Genomic DNA, 16,607 nt, shown 5'->3' with positions numbered 1-16,607 from the left:
TTTTGTGTAAGATTATTGAAAAATTGGAAGATAATTTAAAAAAATATCAAAAAGTTATTGACTAATAAAGATTATTCAATAATAATTATCATCATGATTGATAATGATAATCAATATCAAATAATAAATGAAAAGGGAGAGTTAAGAAAGATGAAAAAACTATTTTATGCATTGTTAGCAGCTATGGTATTATTGCTTGCCGCATGTGGTTCTAACGAAGAAGCTTCAAAAGAAGAATCAACTGATAAAGGTGCAGAGGAAGAAACAAATGGAGCTGGAACAGAAGGAAGCTCTGCTTATCCAATGACGGTATCTCCAACAGTTGCCTCAACTGAAGGCAATGAGGGTGGTACAACTAATTTTGAAGATGTGAAATTTGAAAAGATGCCAGAAAAAATTGCTGTATTCGATTATGGTTTCTTAGATACATTAGATGCTCTAGGTGTTGAAGGAATTGTTGGGGTTGCAAAAGATTCTACCCTGCCAGCTCACCTTGAAAAATACGCATCTGATGAGTATAAAAGCGTTGGTGGATTAAAGGAACCTTTACTTGAAGATATCGCTGAAATGGATCCGGATGTAATCTTTATCTCTGGGCGTCAGTCAGCATTCTATGAAGAATTAAAGGAAATCGCTCCTGTCGTGTTTGTTGGTACTTCTGAGACTGATTACTGGAACACATTCCAATCTTCTGTAGATCTAGCGGCGAAAATGTTTGATAAAGAAGCAGAAGCTGAAGAATACATGGCAAAATATGATTCAGCTTTAGAAGAAATCAAAGCTTTAGCTGGAAACTACGAAACCTCTCTAGTTACAATGTACAATGAAGGTAAATTATCAGGTTTTGCAACAAACTCCCGTTTCGGCTACATTTATGACATTTATGGATTCAAGCCGGTAACAGAAGATATCGAGTCTTCTTCTCACGGTTCTAACTTCGGTTTTGAAGCCGTCCTGGAATTTAACCCACAAGTGCTATTTGTAATTGACCGAACAGCAGCTACTGGTGGCGACTCTAATATTGAAGCTGATATGGAAAACGACATCATTAAGAAAACTGATGCCTTTAAAAATAAAAGAATCGTTTACTTAGATGGACCTCTATGGTACCTAAGCGGAGGCGGTTTACAATCCGAGCTTGCTAAAATTGAAGAAGTTTTAGCTGAGTTGAAATAAACTATGTAAGGGACTGTCCAGAATGTCAGTGAAAACTGACCCTCTGGCAGTCCCTTTTTATTGACTGGTTGTATACATGTGTATACAATTTAAAATGATGCATCGTATACATGTGTATACGAAGAAAGGCGGCTTACTATGAATAACGAAAAACATAGAGTTCGTGGTGAAAACAGACATCAAAAAGATGGTCATGAACGAAGGGATCGCGGTGCAAAAACATTTCGCAGAGGAAGAGCCCTTACCTTTTTAGAGAGAATGAGCCTTAAACGCTCTGCACTAAAGAAACAATTAGAAACACCAGAGCTGCAATCAATTAATCCGATCCTAGTCGGGGAACTAAAAGCAATTGATATGGTGATCAGCGAATTCGTACAGTTATTTGAGCTTTACGAATTTGAAGAAGGGGAAGCAGTAAATAGCAAAACGGAAGACAAGGAAGATTCCAATGAAGAGAAAAAATAAAAAGGGGCGGGGAAAATGAAACAAATTAACAGATATATCGATTCAGTTTTTTACAGCCAAGATGATATTTTAGAGGAGGTTCTTAATTCCATAAAAGAGAACGGTATGCGATCCATCTCAGTATCTCCTTCTACTGGTAAGCTTCTTACGCTGCTAGTATCCATGTCAGGGGCAAAAAATGTCCTGGAGATCGGGGCCCTTGGGGGTATAGCGGGATTTGCTTAGCCAGAGGGCTCGATCGGTCAGGAACATTAACTTCCCTTGAACTTATGGAGAGCTACGCAGAATTAGCGAATACTAATCTGTCTAAAGCCGGTTTTGGCAGTCAAGTATCATATTTAACCGGACCAGCTCTGCAAAGTCTCGAACAGCTTGTTAGCGATAATAGACAATTTGATTTTTTCTTTATCGATGCAGATAAAGAAAACTACGAAAACTATCTAAATTATTGCATCAGACTAGCGGAAAATGGAGCATTAATTGTTTGTGATAATGTATTGGCCAGAGGCACTGTAGCAGACGAGAGTGCTGAACCTGAACGTCATACTGAATTCATGAAAAAATTTAATGAAACAGTGGCTAACCATCCTCAATTGGAATCTGTGCTTATTCCTATTGGTGATGGGCTGACTATCTCAAAAGTAAAAAAATAAAAACATTATTCGCAATCTATATAAGGTAAATATGCACCATACACAAAAAGCAGGATGCTTGCTAAAGCATTCTGCCTTTTATTGTTTAAACCTCATAGTAATGGAGAAGCAGATAAGCAATCCATCTGCAATGAGGGTTGTTTCTGATATTTGTAATCAGCCCTTTTACGATAGCAGGATTCAAGCTGCGCTCCTGTATATCCTCCTTTAGCAGGATGAGGGATTCCTTTTCAATCGAGTCTTCTAATTCCTCTATTTTTTGCTCCATAATTTCAATTAGTTGCCCGTGAGTCATCTCTTCATGTCCCGTCTTCCTGAACATCTCGTAAAGCTCGTCGGTTATAAACGGGATAGTCGAATTGTTTGCAAGAAGTTCTGTTTTCTCTGCAAGTGATCTGCACAGAAGGTCCAAATCCAAAGGCACATTGAAAAATAAAAATAAGTGAGAGTACACATGCATAAAGCCTTTGATGCAATAGATTAAATCGTATTTGGTATGCTGGACACTTTCTCCATATAACTGATCAAGCATGGATAGGGTGATATCATCGATTAATTGGTCAAAGTGCCGCCCTTTTGATATAAGCTCTTCGTTAAATGTATGTGCCTGTTCTTTAATAAAAATCTTGGCAAAGTCTGAATGCTTTTGAAAGGAGTGGAATGTGGTATAAAAAAACTTTCTTAAAAGCTCTTTTCCCGTGTTATTCGAGTCTTTGACTATATGGTCAATATCTGAAACAAATTGCTCCATAAAATGATCAATCAAGGCCATGATCAGTTCATCTTTTGATTTGAATGATAAGTAGAAAGCTCCTTTGGAAATACCGGAGTGCTCTGTGATCTGCTGTACAGATGTAGCTTCAAACCCTTGCTTCGCAAAGAGTTCTAAAGCGCTTTCCATAATTAATTGCTTTTTGCTCATGTAATGGTGTCACTCCTTTTTGATTGACAAATGACCAACCAGTCATTATTATATGTAATTGAGTCTAACAAGTCAATTAAGGGTAGGTGCACAAGTGAAAGGTTTAGTGAATTTCGTCCTGCAGAATAAACTTGCAGTCTGGCTGTTAACAATTATTATCACGGTATCTGGCATCTATTCAGGTACGCGGATGAATATGGAGACCATTCCGGATGTCTCAATCCCTTACTTAATGGTAATGGACGTATATCCGGGGGCGACTCCTGAAAAAGTGATGGAAGATGTGTCCATCCCAATTGAAAAGGCCGTAGAAGGCCTTGAAGATGTTAAATCAGTTTACTCAAATTCATATTCTAACATGTCAAATATCCAAGTGGAATATGACTATGGTATTGATATGGACGAGGCCAAGCGGGCTCTCCAATCAGCTCTTGATACAGTGGAGCTGCCGGAAGGAGCACAGGAACCTTCCATCACGGCTATCAGCATGAATATGATGCCGGTTGCTGCACTGAGTGTAAGCAGTAAATCAGAGGATATTGTTGAGTTAACCTCAACTGTAGAAGATATTATACTTCCAAAAATTGAAAAAATTGATGGTGTAGCCTCAGCGACCATCACTGGTCAGCATGTGGAAGAGGTGCAGCTCACATACAACGAAGAAAAACTGGCTGAGCTGGAACTGACTGAAGATAAAGTAAAGGAAATGATTCAGGCAAGCAACATGGCTGTATCATTAGGACTTTACGAGTTTGAGGAAGGAGAACAGGCTGTCGCAGTAGACGGCAAGTTCATGACCGAGGATGAATTAAAGAACATGCTCATCCCGGTAACACCAACCGCACAAAACCAGTCACCTTTTGTGAAGCTGAGTGACATTGCCGAGATTGATACCGTCGGCAGAGTGCAATCTGTTTCCCGCACAAATGGCAATGATGCCATTGCGATCCAAATTGTAAAAGAACAGCAGGCAAACACCGTTGAAGTGGTCAACAGTGTCAAAGATTTAATCAAGGAAGAAAAAGAAAAGGTCGAGGGTCTCGTTATAGATCTTTCACTTGACCAGGGTAAGCCAATTGAAGAATCTGTTTCAACCATGATTGAAAAAGCCGTGTTTGGCGGGCTGATCGCAGTCTTGATTATTTTACTGTTCCTGCGTGATTTTAAATCCACGATTATTTCAATCGTATCTATTCCAGTTTCGATTTTCATGGCTTTGCTGCTGTTGAACTGGATGAATATTACCTTGAACATTATGACGCTTGGAGCCATTACGGTTGCGATCGGCCGAGTAATTGATGACTCTATCGTTGTGGTTGAAAATATTTACCGCCGCCTGCATTTAAAAGAAGAAAAACTAACAGGGCGGGCACTTATTCGTGAAGCTACGATCGAGATGTTCAAGCCAATCCTTTCCTCGACATTAGTAACGGTTGCTGTATTCGCACCGCTCATTTTTGTAGGAGGTATGGTCGGCGAGCTGTTTATGCCATTCGCATTGACGATGACGTTTGCGCTTGGTGCTTCACTCCTTGTAGCTATTACAATCGTTCCAGCGCTGTCTCACTTCTTGTTTAGGAAGAAACTGTACAGTGAAAAAACGGAAGGCAGCCATAAAGAAGCTGGAAAACTATCAAAATGGTATAAAGGCATTCTTGAGAAATCTCTTAATCATAAGATTATTACATCCATCATTGCGGTAGTATTGCTGGCGGGCAGCGTAGCTCTGACACCAATGATCGGATTCAGCTTTATGGGCAGTGAAGAAGAGAAAGTGATGTATCTAACATACACACCTGAAGCTGGAGAACTTAAAGATGAAACATTAAAGAACGTTGAAGCAGTAGAAGAAGAGATGCTAAAGCGTGATGATATTGACATCGTTCAAATATCTGTAACCGAAGAAGCGGATCAAATGTCTGCCATGATGGGCGGAGGAGCAGGCGGAGCCCTAATGTACCTGATCTTTGACCCTGAAATGGATAATTTCCCTGAAGTCCGTGAAGAAATAGAAGATTATGTGTTTAATATCGGACAATCAGGTGAATGGAAGAGCCAGAACTTCTCTTCTATGTCCGGTTCAACCAATGAAGTCAGCTACACATTCTACAGTGAAGATTTAGATAAACTGAATGATTCTGTCAAAATGGTAGAAGACGTAATGCAGGAAAATGAGGAATTAGAGGATGTTTCTTCAAGTGCAGAAGACGCATATGTTGAATATACCTTCAATGTTGAGCAGGATGAACTGCTGCAGTATGGTCTGACAGCCGGACAAATTGTCATGATGCTGAATCCGTCAAACACCAAGGATGTTCTGACAACGATTGAAAAAGACGGTGAGACGCTTGAAGTCATTGTCCAGCAGGAGCAAGCGGAACAGCCGAAATCCATTGATGATATCCTGGCAACACAGGTGCCGACAGCGATGGGTACAACTATGCCTCTTTCCGAGCTGGTTACAGTGAAAGAAGGTACAACGCATAATACGCTTGCCCGCAGTAAAGGCGAGTACTACGCAACCGTGTCAGGTACGGTGAAGGGCGATGATATTTCAAAGGCTACTTCTAAAACAGATGAAGCGATTGATGAATTGGATCTGCCTAAGGGTGTAACAGTCGGAGTTGCGGGCGTTCAGGCAGATATGACTGAGACGTTCACACAGCTTGGCGCTGCGATGCTTGCAGCCATTGCGATTGTGTACTTCATTCTGGTTGTTACATTCCGTGAAGGAGTGGCGCCATTTGCGATTCTCTTCTCCCTTCCATTTGCCGTGATTGGTTCTTTCGTTGGCTTATTGATTGCTGGCGAAACCATTTCTGTGTCGGTCATGATGGGACTATTAATGCTAATTGGTATTGTCGTAACCAATGCCATCGTTCTGGTGGACCGGATCATCCATATGGAACGTGACGGTCTGGTCATGAGGGAAGCGGTGCTGGAAGCAGGAGCAACCCGACTTCGCCCAATCCTGATGACAGCCATTGCGACAATTGGTGCATTAATTCCATTGGCCATCGGATCTGGCGGCGGAGGGCTTATCTCCAAAGGCCTTGCGATTACCGTTATCGGCGGTCTGACAAGTTCGACGCTATTGACCCTTATTATTGTGCCAATCGTGTACGAAGTATTATCTAAAATGTTTAAGAAAAATCGCAGAGAAATTGAAGAAAACTAAAAAGAAGCCCTGCAGGTTTAAAAGCCTGCAGGGCTTTTGCGTTTCTTCTGCGATTTTAGCTGGAATTAAATTTTCTATGAATTTGCGGTGTCTTTCATTGCCAATATCAAATATTTTAGAGCCTGTGCAAGGATATCAGTCAAAATACCCTTTTATCGGTCACCTCACCACCATAGATATCGGTCACTTCGCGTCAAATCAGCTTTCCAGCCAGATCATAGTGAAAACAATACTCAAACTCTGACCAAAATCTTACATTCCCCTAATAAAATCCCTCTTTTCTTTTACAAGATCCACCCTTGCAAACAGAAGTGCATACATAAAAGTAAAAATAAGATACGATAAGCCAATAATCAGGCTAAGAGTCCTCGGGTCAAAAATCTCCAGCAGGAATCCTGCTGCACCCATGGAGATAGCCAGGGAAAGGTTTGAAACCATCTGCATTAAACCAAAAAAGGTTCCCTGTCTTGATCGGGGTATGAATTTCATCATGACCGTGTCCAGGCAGATGTTGCCAAGGCCGCCTGCAAAGGTGATCAGCACAACAGTGAAAAGTGCTGTATAAAAGCTTGGTGCGAGGCTTAATAAAATATGGCCAGTGCCTTCTAAAGCGATAAAGATGATTGCGAGTACAAGAAGGCCTTTCTTGATCATATGAGAAAAGAATGAACTTAGAATAAGCCCAATCCCCAGTGCTCCATACATAAATCCAACGCCCAATTCTCCCATATCAAAAACCTCCAGACCATAAATGCTTACAAGAATATTGTCAATACCATTGGCGAGCGGCATGGTCAGCATCATGATAAAAAAGGCAATCAGTGCAGAAGAGCCAAGTATAAGTCTCGCTGGCGAAATGGCAGCGGATGTTTTCGTTCTTTCTCTATTTTCCTCAGAGACAGCCGGGAAAACCATCCTGGAGATTAGATATGCTGATAACAGGAAGGTAAGGCTGTTAATCATGAAAGCGGCATTGTTACCTAGAAAGTAGGCGAGAATTCCGCCTGTGCTTGATCCAATAATGAGGACGGCCCCGATCATGACTTGTTCAATCGCGTTTACAAATATGAGCCTATCTGACTTTACAAGGGCAGGTATCGCAGACATCCTGGCTGGTGAGTAGATGGCTTCTCCCGTTGCGATTAGGAGTGCACTTGCGTAAACAATCCATAAATCCCCTGCCTCCCTTACGAAAAGCAGCGCCAGGACAGCAGGCACTCTCAACAAGTCTACTGCCACGAGAATGGCCTTTTTGGAAAAACGGTCTGCCAGCATTCCGCCTATTGGAGCAATGAAGAAAAAAGGTGCCATGCGAATGGCGAATAACAGCCCAATTGCTACTCCGGAACCTGTTACGTGGTATAGAAGTGCAAGCAGCGCAACCTGTGTAAATCGATTTCCAATTCCATTAATGACACCAGCCCAAAAGAGCTTTTGATAATTTGCTTCCTGTTTCCATACAGTCCAATTTGTCATTTTTTCCGCACCTCTGCGAATGTTGATTCGATATATATCTAATTAGATTATATTCGAATTAGTTTGTTTGCACAATCAATAATTTTACGTTTTTTTGTAGCGATGAAACTTTATCTTTTGGATAATCGTAAAGATTATTAAGGAGGCGGGTATGATGAAATTAATTTTCGAGGTTCTATTTCTATTAATCGTTATCTATTACAGCTATCATTACATTATTTTAATAGCACAAATGAAGAAACCTGCCCTTATTCCTTTTGACAGGACTGACCTGAAAACAGTAAGGAAATTCCCCCAGAAATCTGCGGATGCCCCTGTTATCTCAAAAAACAAGCTGGGACTAACGATGTATGCTGTCATGCTGGCTTTTCTAATCGCTATGTTTATATTCGGAAAATATAATATGAAATTCAGCTGGACGTATCTCTATCTTCTGTTTATCCCTTTAATTAATGCCAAGGATCTGCTGAATGTATTTGCTGTCTATGATGACGGCTTTATAAGCGGAAGCAAGTTTGTTCCATGGAAAAAGCTGCAATCCTTCCATTTCAAAAAAATCGATCTGAATCATAAATACTATGGTTATTCTCAAGAAGTAAATGAAGGCTATGAACTTATACTTAAAACAAAAATGGGCAGCCATAGCCTTGTTGTAACGGAAAAGGAAATGAAAGAAAGGCTTGCGTGTATTTTCGAAGAGCAGGTGAAAGAGGGATAAGGAGTTCTACAGTTATTCACTGAGTTGATTGGAGCGGAAGGTGCTAATCCAGCGAAAATGCTATCGCATTTTCTTCGTGCGGTGTTTTCTCGAGGAAGCATATTCAACGTCCTGTGGGAGAAGTGGGACAGGTGAGACCCCACAGACGCGGAGCTCGACCGAGGCTTAGTGCCCGCCCCACGGAAAGCGAGTGCCTCGTGCTGAAATCAACGGGCAATATTTGGGGGAAGAAACGTAAAAAGTTTTAAAACGTCCTTTTGTTGGTATTTATATAATAAAACATCAGGAAAGGATCAAGAGAGATGAAAGAAATTACCGTAACTGTTGACTATGAAGGTTTAAAATATCAAACGAATATCATTACAAATAAAGAAGCCGGCGACGAGGAAATTTTAAAGCAGGCAGAAGACCAGATCAAAAGACAGTTGAGTAATTAAGAATAAAAATTACCCCCTTAATCAGAAGATAAGGGGGTTAATTGTGGGTCAATGCAATTTTTGATTTAGTTTTTGCTGCAGCAATTCAATTTTATTCGGCAGGACAAATAAGTACTCTATTAAACTCTCTAAGAGCTCCATCAGCAAAGAGGCCATTTCCTGATCAATATCTTTTTCGAGATCAAGCATCTGGTAAAAGGCGCTGCCTGGCTGTGCCAGCTGGCTTAAAGATTGCAGAGGCCTTGCTAAATCAACATGCTCTGGCAGCTGTTCAAACTGCTTTGAAAGGTTTTGCCCCTTGACCTCTTCGCCGAGGAAGTTCTTTAGTATGCTTTCAAGTACCCGTTTGGACATCACGGCAGTAGCAACCGTATCTTTGGAATAGCTGACATTTAAAGCCGACCGGTAGGCTCTTGTCAGGTCTCCCGGCACTTCCTTTATTTTCTCAAGCTGAGTCAGGAGCTCTTTCGCTGAATTGGGATCATAGATATAGAGAATAGTCTCGTCGCTCGATTGTTCAGCTTGATTAAGAATCATGATAAAAACCGATTCCTTTTTGCAGGCAGAACAACCTCCATGTGAAAGTATACTGGACTTGCTTGTATGATTATAATTTGCCTTTATCGTAAAAAGGCTCGGTTTACTGCATTTAGGGCACTCGCATTGGACACTTGATGGTATCTTCCTATAACCAAATTGACTATGAGAAATAATTTGTGCTGGCAACACTCTTCTCATTATCATTTCCCCCGCTAGGTTTCTGTTTTTCCATTCCATTACATTTAAGTATAACTTTGAAAAATAATTCAGACAAACCTGAAAAATCTGGAATTTATTCAATTCAGATCCAGTATTGAAATGTGAAAGCTGCTGCCACTATCTATATAAACGCAAAAAAGGAGCTCATCCCATTCTTGGGAAAAGCTCCTTTTTCTTTATCCTTTATAAGGGTTATTGCGGTTCTCCCTTACATTATTAAAATCATAAGCATCTCTGTAGCGGGTATCCACATCATCGTTGTAGGCCGAAACAGTACGGTCTGTATAGTCATCTGTTGTCGTGTCGTCAAGCTTTTCGCTTAGCGGACGGTTTGAGTCCAGATTCTCATCTGTCCAAACACTGCTGCTGTTTCTGGCGTTATCCTTAAAAGCATTCGTTCCGCGGTCAAGCTCCCCGGGGTTTAAAGGATCAGCGTTTGTATAGGTTGTCCGGTCTCCTTCCAGAACAGAACGATTTGTATCTGTATAGCCGTCAGTAAAATCGGTGGATTTAGTTTCAGGGTCGACTAACACAAGAATTTTCCCTGATTTGACATCAGCTTCATAACGATGTGCTTCCTCTTCAGGAATACCCATGCCGATAAGTGCTCCTGCAATACCGCCGGCACCTGCGCCAACAGCAGCTCCTGTTAATGTAGCAGCGATTGGTCCGGCTGCCACAATCGGCCCGATACCGGGAATCGCCAATGCGCCTACACCGGCCAGAAGACCTGTTAGTCCTCCAAGAATTCCGCCTGTTGCCGCTCCGGCAGCTAATCCTTCTTCCGTTTTTGTGCCTGTTTCTTCTGTAACGGCATCTACATCATCTTTATTTTTGCTGATTACGGAAATGTCTTCAGGGCGGTATCCCTCCGCTCTTAACTTTTCAACCGCTTGAATGGCTTCTTGCTCTGTATCATATGCACCTACAATATGCTTGTTTGTTGCCATGTTCATCATCCTCCTTATAATTTATTGCTTATCTATTGGTGTACATACCTTTTTCATCACATCCATAAACCGCGTGGATAAAATTACTAATAATTTCCCCTTGACTAATAAGTGGCTTGACCTGTAACTGCATAATCGGTAGTTTAAAAATAGAATAGTTACAAGGAAGGTTGGTTCGCTTTGAATAAACTTTATTATGAAGATCCATATATCCAAACATTTGAAACGGAACTTGTCTATCAGGGAGAAGATGACAAGGAAAAGATATATGCCGTCCTGAAAGAAACGGCCTTTTACCCAACTGGCGGAGGACAGCCTCATGATGAGGGAACACTTAATGGCGTAAAAGTGTTGGATGTTGAAGAAGCGGAAGGGGAAATCCGTCATTATTTAGAAAGGGAATTGGACCCCTCCATTTCCAGTATCTCAGGAGAAATAGATTGGAACAGACGGTTTGACCATATGCAGCAGCATGCAGGACAGCATATTTTATCGGCTGCCTTTGAAGAGCTTTACGGCTATAAAACGGTCAGCTTTCATTTAGGTAAAGAAACATTAACCATTGATCTGGATATCAGTGAATTACCGGTCCGGCATGCAGAAGAAGCGGAGAGGCTGGCGAATCGCATCATTCTTGAGAACCGGCCAATAGAAGCCAGGTGGGTGAGTGCGGAAGAAGCTTCCCAATTTCCGCTCCGCAAGCAGCTGTCTGTCAGGGAAGACATTCGGCTTGTGATGATCCCGGAATTTGATTATAACGGATGCGGCGGAACCCACCCATCTTCAACCGGCCAGGTTGCCGGCATTAAAGTATTAGACTGGGAACGCCAAAAGAAGAAAATCCGTGTGCAGTTTATCTGCGGGAATCGGATCCTTGCGCAGCTTCAGAGCAAACATGAAATTACAAAAAATCTTAGTCAGCTTCTTAATGCATCAGAAGAGGACTTGCCTTCAGCAGCCAGCCGTTTGATTGAAAATGGGAAGAACCTGGAGAAACAGCTGGAAGCAGCAAAGGAAGCGCTGTTAGCTTATGAAGCAAAAGAATTGTTCATAGCAGGAAACGGGGAGTGTACCAGCAAGGTCTTTGAGGGACGATCCATCCAGGAGCTGCAGAAACTGGCCCGCCTAATCGCATCCCAATCTGAAAATGCTGTTGTTATCCTAATCAATGAAACCGCCGATAAACTTCAATTTGTTTGCGCCAGTGGAGCAGATTCCGGGTCTGATATGAAGGGCCTGGCTGCAGAACTTTTGCAGAAGATTAACGGAAAAGGCGGGGGAATCCTCAATTTGCACAGGGTGGGGGAGACAAACTTATGAGCGGGGAGAACCTGCTTCAGTATGCACTGAGACTTGCAGGGCAAATCAGCTCTGAAAACTGATAATGTAATAATGAGAAGGAACAGCCTTAATTGATAAAATATTTAGAAAAGTATTGAAAAGTGATTGTAATACAGCTTCTGTTGTATTACAATTTTGGTACGGGCCATGCATTATAATGAATGTTTATGATAACCTCATAAACGCCTCATATAATATCCGGTTCTGCAGGAGGCAAGTTCATGTACAGACAAAATACCGTCTATATCATCGGGGACAGCAAAACATCATTGAACAATCCGATTATGCAAAAATACAATGGCTTCTTTATAGGTCTTGTAATTGACAGGGAAACAGATGAAATTGTAGATGCAGAATGTTCATCTACCATTAACTTAACCTCATTATTTATTAAATCAATATTTGTCGGCAAATCCATACTGGAAGCTGACAAGGTAACGGAAGAAATCGAAAGCCGCTACTTCGGCTCCTCTCAAAAGGCACTAATGGTTGCCTTTAAAAATGCCCATATAAAATATACACAAATTATGAATAAGTAGAGCTGCTTTTTCTGTTTTCCGCAGATGAAATCCAGCTATCAGAGAAAAGCATTATTTTCTCCGATAGCTGGATTTTTTGCATTCTGCCTGTATAAAAGGTAGATTACAGGCTAATTTTACAGAAAATATCAAATAATCTATAATATAAAACTATAACAATATAATATTTGGGGGATTTTTAATGAAGCTTTATCTATCGGTTGATATGGAAGGAATAACGGGTCTGGCTGATCACACACATGTTGACTCTTCGAAGCACAATTATGAACGCAGCAGGATAATCATGACTGATGAAGCAAATCATGTGGTAACAGCTGCCTTTGACGAGGGCTGCAGCGAGGTTATCGTAAATGACAGCCACTCGAAAATGAATAACCTGCTCATTGAAAGGATGCATCCAGAAACACAGCTGATTACTGGCGATGTGAAGCCATACTCAATGGTTCAGGGGCTTGATTCAACCTTTAGCGGTGCCATGTTTGTTGGTTATCATGCACGTGCTTCCATGAAAGGAGTTATGTCCCACTCCATGATATTCGGTGTAAGGCATATGTACATCAATGACCATGCCATTGGGGAAATGGGCTTTAATGCTTATGTGGCAGGTTATCATGGCGTACCTGTTCTCATGGTGGCCGGAGATGACCAGGCGGCTCTGGAAGCAGAAAAATTAATCCCGAATGTCACCACTGCGGTTTAAAGGAAACGATTTCTCGCTCAAGCGTGAAATCGCTGACACCTGCAAAAGCCGGACAGCTTTTAAGAGAAAAAGCAGCAGAGGCTCTTAGCAGGAAGGAACTTGTAGAACCGCTTGTTCCGCCAGAAAACCCTGTATTGAAAATTGAATTTGCCAACTATGGCCAGGCTGAGTGGGCTGCTTTAATGCCTGGTGCAGAGATAGAAGAGAATACAACCATTGTCCGCTATCAGGCTAAGGATATTCTTGAAGCATACCAGGCAATGCTGGTGATGACTGAGCTGGCCATGAGAACTACATTCTGTTAGGAAGTGTTAATGAATGACTGGATACATAATAAAACGCCTTATCGCAATGGTCGTCACACTTTGGTTCATTATCACTCTGACTTTTTTCTTAATGCATTCCATACCGGGGTCGCCTTTTAATGAAGAAAGAAATACAAGTGAAGCGGTTCAGCGAAATCTGGAAAAATTCTACCATTTGGATGAACCGCTCTATGTCCAATATGGGATGTACTTGAAGTCCGTTGTGACATTCGACTTTGGGCCATCTATTAAAAAATCTTCCCAGACGGTTAATGAAATGCTCGGACGGGGCTTTCCGGTGTCTTTCGAACTGGGAATCGTCACATTGATCGTGGCGGTTTTTTCGGGAATTGCCCTCGGAATCATAGCTGCCCTCCGGCACAATGGCTTTATTGATTATTTAGCGATGACCATTGCTGTTCTGGGAATATCGGTGCCAAACTTTGTGCTTGCCACACTGTTAATTCAGCAGCTTGCTGTCAACCTGGCAATCCTGCCGGTGGCTACCTGGTCAAGTCCGAAGCATATGATACTGCCGACTCTGGCGCTTGCGACAGGGCCCATGGCGATTATCGCCCGTCTGACACGTTCAAGCATGCTGGAGGTGCTGACGCAGGATTACATAAAAACGGCCAAAGCAAAAGGCTTATCACCAGTGAAAATTGTGTTTAAGCATGCACTGAGGAATGCCCTCCTGCCTGTCGTAACTGTATTGGGATCCTTGGCAGCAAGCATTTTGACAGGTACGTTTGTCATTGAAAAAATCTTTGCCATTCCTGGAATGGGAAAGTATTTTGTAGAAAGCATCAATACACGTGATTATCCCGTCATAATGGGGACCACCGTTTTTTACAGTTCAATATTGATTATTATGCTGTTCCTTGTGGACATTGCATATGGAATTTTAGACCCGAGAATTAAGCTTCACAAAAAGGAGGCGAGCTAATGGAACTGCGCAAACAGCATGATAACCGCAACCTTGCACCCGATATTCCGGATGACTGGTTTGTGCCTAAGGCCAAGGACCAGGATGCAGCGGAAGCAGTTGTAAGGCCGAGCCTTTCCTATTGGCAGGATGCATGGCGCCGGCTTTTGAAAAATAAGCTGGCAATGGCAGGGCTATTCTTTCTTATTGCTTTAGCCTTTATGTCTATTTTTGGACCCATGCTTTCCCCGCATAGTGTATCTGAGCAGTCTCTGACTAATCAGAACCTTCCGCCATCATCGAAGTATTGGTTCGGCACTGACGAGCTGGGCAGAGATGTATTCGCCAGAACATGGTATGGTGCAAGAATTTCCTTATTCGTGGGAATCGTTGCTGCCATGATTGATTTTGCAATCGGAGTCATCTATGGCGGGATTGCCGGCTATAAAGGCGGCAGAACAGATAATGCCATGATGAGGGTTGTGGAAATTCTTTATGGACTTCCTTATTTGCTTGTTGTTATTTTAATCAGCGTCGTAATGGGACCTGGTTTGTTCACTATTATATTTGCCCTTTCTGTGACGGGCTGGGTTGGGATGGCCCGGATTGTCCGCGGGCAGGTTCTGCAGATTAAGAACTATGAATTTGTACTGGCATCAAAGACTTTTGGGACAAAAACTTCGAGGATTATTAAGAAAAACCTGCTTCCGAATACGATGGGCCCTATTATTGTACAGATGACACTTACCGTTCCTTCAGCCATCTTTGCAGAGGCTTTCCTGAGCTTTCTGGGATTAGGCATTCAGCCTCCTTTTGCCAGCTGGGGATCCATGGCCAATGATGGGCTGTCTACAATTCTATCAGGTCACTGGTGGCGCCTGTTCTTCCCTGCCTTTTTCATCTCCCTGACCATGTTTTCGTTTAATGTGCTGGGAGACGGATTGCAGGATGCCCTTGATCCAAAGTTAAGGAGGTAGCAGCATGGAGAAAGTACTGGAAGTAAAAGACCTGCATGTCACATTTACCACTTATGGCGGTGAAGTCCAGGCTGTAAGGGGAGTAACATTTGATCTGTATAAGGGGGAAACCCTTGCAATTGTCGGTGAATCCGGCTGCGGGAAAAGCGTGACTTCCCAGAGCATCATGCGGCTGATTCCCTCCCCGCCCGGGAGAATAGCTGATGGCGCTGTCCTTTTTAAAGGGAAGGATCTGACCAAATTAAAAGAGTCTGAAATGCGGAATATTCGCGGTGCAGACATTTCGATGATCTTTCAGGATCCAATGACGGCTTTGAACCCTACTATTACCATTGGGGAGCAAATTATAGAAGGAATTATGCAGCATGAACCCATTTCCCGGCAGGATGCCCGTAAAAAGGCCCTGGAAATGCTTAATTTAGTTGGGATTCCAAATCCGTCCGAAAGATTGAAGCATTATCCCCACCAGTTCAGCGGAGGGATGAGGCAGCGGATTGTGATTGCCATGGCCCTTGTCTGTGCGCCCGAAGTACTAATTGCCGATGAACCTACAACCGCACTTGATGTGACCATACAAGCACAAATATTGGATTTGTTTAAAGATATCCAGAAGAAAACTGGAGTATCCATTATCATCATTACCCATGACCTTGGCGTTGTCGCTCAAGTAGCGGACCGCATTGCCGTCATGTACGCAGGAAAAATAGTGGAAGCCGGAGAACGAAGGGAAATCTTCTACAATCCACAGCATCCCTATACGAAAGGCCTGCTGAATTCAGTTCCGCGTCTTGATCTTGACGGAGCCGATCTAGTTCCCATTGGCGGATCCCCGCCGGATTTATTCGCTCCGCCGGCCGGCTGCCCGTTTGCTGCCCGATGCGGCTTCGCAATGGAAGTATGTGACCGGGTTTATCCATATAAAACTCATATAAGCCGTGATCATCATGTAGATTGCTGGCTCCAGGATGAACGGGCACAGAAAATGCTTGCATCCGTAAAATAGGTTTTTCCTTTCACAGTGCTGGATCAGCACAGTGAAAGTTATGATTCTATCAGCTGTCAAACAGGCAGCTGATAGATAAAGAA

The 16,607-nt window shown here is 42.4% G+C and carries 13 protein-coding genes and 3 pseudogenes; 12 read left to right on the top strand and 4 right to left on the bottom strand.

Translation table 11 applies throughout. From position 1 onward, the window contains the following. Positions 1–150: 150 nt before the first annotated feature. The 3 genes and pseudogenes from M5V91_RS21355 to M5V91_RS21345 all read left to right on the top strand — a co-directional run bounded on the left by M5V91_RS21355 (position 151) and on the right by M5V91_RS21345 (position 2,294). Entirely contained in the window at positions 151–1,176 is a 1,026-nt protein-coding gene (locus M5V91_RS21355; RefSeq protein ID WP_026041659.1) for a siderophore ABC transporter substrate-binding protein, read from the top strand. Between the two features lie 138 nt (positions 1,177–1,314). Next, the gene (locus M5V91_RS21350) at positions 1,315–1,641 is read left to right on the top strand and encodes a hypothetical protein (protein ID WP_009336380.1); all 327 of its coding nucleotides are present in this window, start codon (positions 1,315–1,317) and stop codon (positions 1,639–1,641) included. 15 nt (positions 1,642–1,656) lie between these two features. Continuing rightward, positions 1,657–2,294 (top strand): annotated as a pseudogene (locus tag M5V91_RS21345) (O-methyltransferase). Positions 2,295–2,379: 85 nt separating this feature from the next. Here M5V91_RS21345 and M5V91_RS21340 read toward each other — a convergent pair. Then, positions 2,380–3,216: a TetR/AcrR family transcriptional regulator gene (locus M5V91_RS21340; RefSeq protein WP_009336376.1), complete on the bottom strand. Its 837-nt coding sequence runs from the start codon at positions 3,214–3,216 to the stop codon at positions 2,380–2,382. A 94-nt stretch (positions 3,217–3,310) separates the two neighbouring features. Here M5V91_RS21340 and M5V91_RS21335 point away from each other — a divergent pair, with 94 nt between their 5' ends. Continuing rightward, positions 3,311–6,394, top strand: coding sequence for an efflux RND transporter permease subunit (locus M5V91_RS21335; protein ID WP_217027329.1), 3,084 nt, complete (start codon positions 3,311–3,313; stop codon positions 6,392–6,394). A gap of 252 nt (positions 6,395–6,646) precedes the next feature. On the opposite strand, the gene M5V91_RS21330 is transcribed toward M5V91_RS21335, so the two are convergent. Beyond that, positions 6,647–7,870, bottom strand: coding sequence for an MFS transporter (locus M5V91_RS21330; protein WP_217027332.1), 1,224 nt, complete (start codon positions 7,868–7,870; stop codon positions 6,647–6,649). A gap of 151 nt (positions 7,871–8,021) precedes the next feature. Here M5V91_RS21330 and M5V91_RS21325 point away from each other — a divergent pair, with 151 nt between their 5' ends. Then, positions 8,022–8,588 (top strand): hypothetical protein, encoded by a 567-nt coding sequence (locus M5V91_RS21325; RefSeq protein WP_217027336.1) that lies wholly within the window; start codon positions 8,022–8,024, stop codon positions 8,586–8,588. A gap of 302 nt (positions 8,589–8,890) precedes the next feature. Continuing rightward, on the top strand, positions 8,891–9,025 hold the full coding sequence (locus M5V91_RS21320) for a BA3454 family stress response protein (protein WP_217027339.1): 135 nt from the start codon (positions 8,891–8,893) through the stop codon (positions 9,023–9,025). 48 nt (positions 9,026–9,073) lie between these two features. Here M5V91_RS21320 and M5V91_RS21315 read toward each other — a convergent pair whose 3' ends face one another. Together M5V91_RS21315 and M5V91_RS21310 are read right to left on the bottom strand one after the other, a co-directional pair. Next, complete coding sequence (locus tag M5V91_RS21315; protein WP_157380295.1) at positions 9,074–9,562, bottom strand: DUF4145 domain-containing protein; 489 nt, start codon at positions 9,560–9,562, stop codon at positions 9,074–9,076. 398 nt (positions 9,563–9,960) lie between these two features. After that, positions 9,961–10,734, bottom strand: a complete 774-nt coding sequence (locus M5V91_RS21310) for a general stress protein (protein WP_009336367.1) — start codon at positions 10,732–10,734, stop codon at positions 9,961–9,963. 180 nt (positions 10,735–10,914) lie between these two features. Between M5V91_RS21310 and M5V91_RS21305 the strand changes: the two are divergent. The 6 genes and pseudogenes from M5V91_RS21305 (at position 10,915) to M5V91_RS21280 (ending at position 16,524) form a co-directional block, all read left to right on the top strand. Further along, positions 10,915–12,116 (top strand): annotated as a pseudogene (locus tag M5V91_RS21305) (alanyl-tRNA editing protein). Between the two features lie 180 nt (positions 12,117–12,296). After that, on the top strand, positions 12,297–12,614 hold the full coding sequence (locus M5V91_RS21300; RefSeq protein ID WP_009336365.1) for a DUF3870 domain-containing protein: 318 nt from the start codon (positions 12,297–12,299) through the stop codon (positions 12,612–12,614). A gap of 181 nt (positions 12,615–12,795) precedes the next feature. Further along, positions 12,796–13,619: pseudogene (gene dppA, locus M5V91_RS21295) on the top strand (D-aminopeptidase DppA). A 13-nt stretch (positions 13,620–13,632) separates the two neighbouring features. Continuing rightward, positions 13,633–14,565, top strand: coding sequence for an ABC transporter permease (locus tag M5V91_RS21290; RefSeq protein WP_009336363.1), 933 nt, complete (start codon positions 13,633–13,635; stop codon positions 14,563–14,565). Then, positions 14,565–15,521 (top strand): ABC transporter permease, encoded by a 957-nt coding sequence (locus M5V91_RS21285; protein ID WP_009336362.1) that lies wholly within the window; start codon positions 14,565–14,567, stop codon positions 15,519–15,521. Before M5V91_RS21290 ends, M5V91_RS21285 begins: the two co-directional genes overlap by 1 nt. A 4-nt stretch (positions 15,522–15,525) precedes the next feature. Then, positions 15,526–16,524 (top strand): ABC transporter ATP-binding protein, encoded by a 999-nt coding sequence (locus M5V91_RS21280; RefSeq protein ID WP_009336361.1) that lies wholly within the window; start codon positions 15,526–15,528, stop codon positions 16,522–16,524. Positions 16,525–16,607: the final 83 nt, after the last annotated feature.

The sequence above is a fragment of the Cytobacillus pseudoceanisediminis genome (assembly GCF_023516215.1).
Lineage (GTDB): Bacteria > Bacillota > Bacilli > Bacillales > Cytobacillaceae > Cytobacillus > Cytobacillus pseudoceanisediminis.
This window is presented reverse-complemented; position numbering and strand designations above follow the sequence as displayed.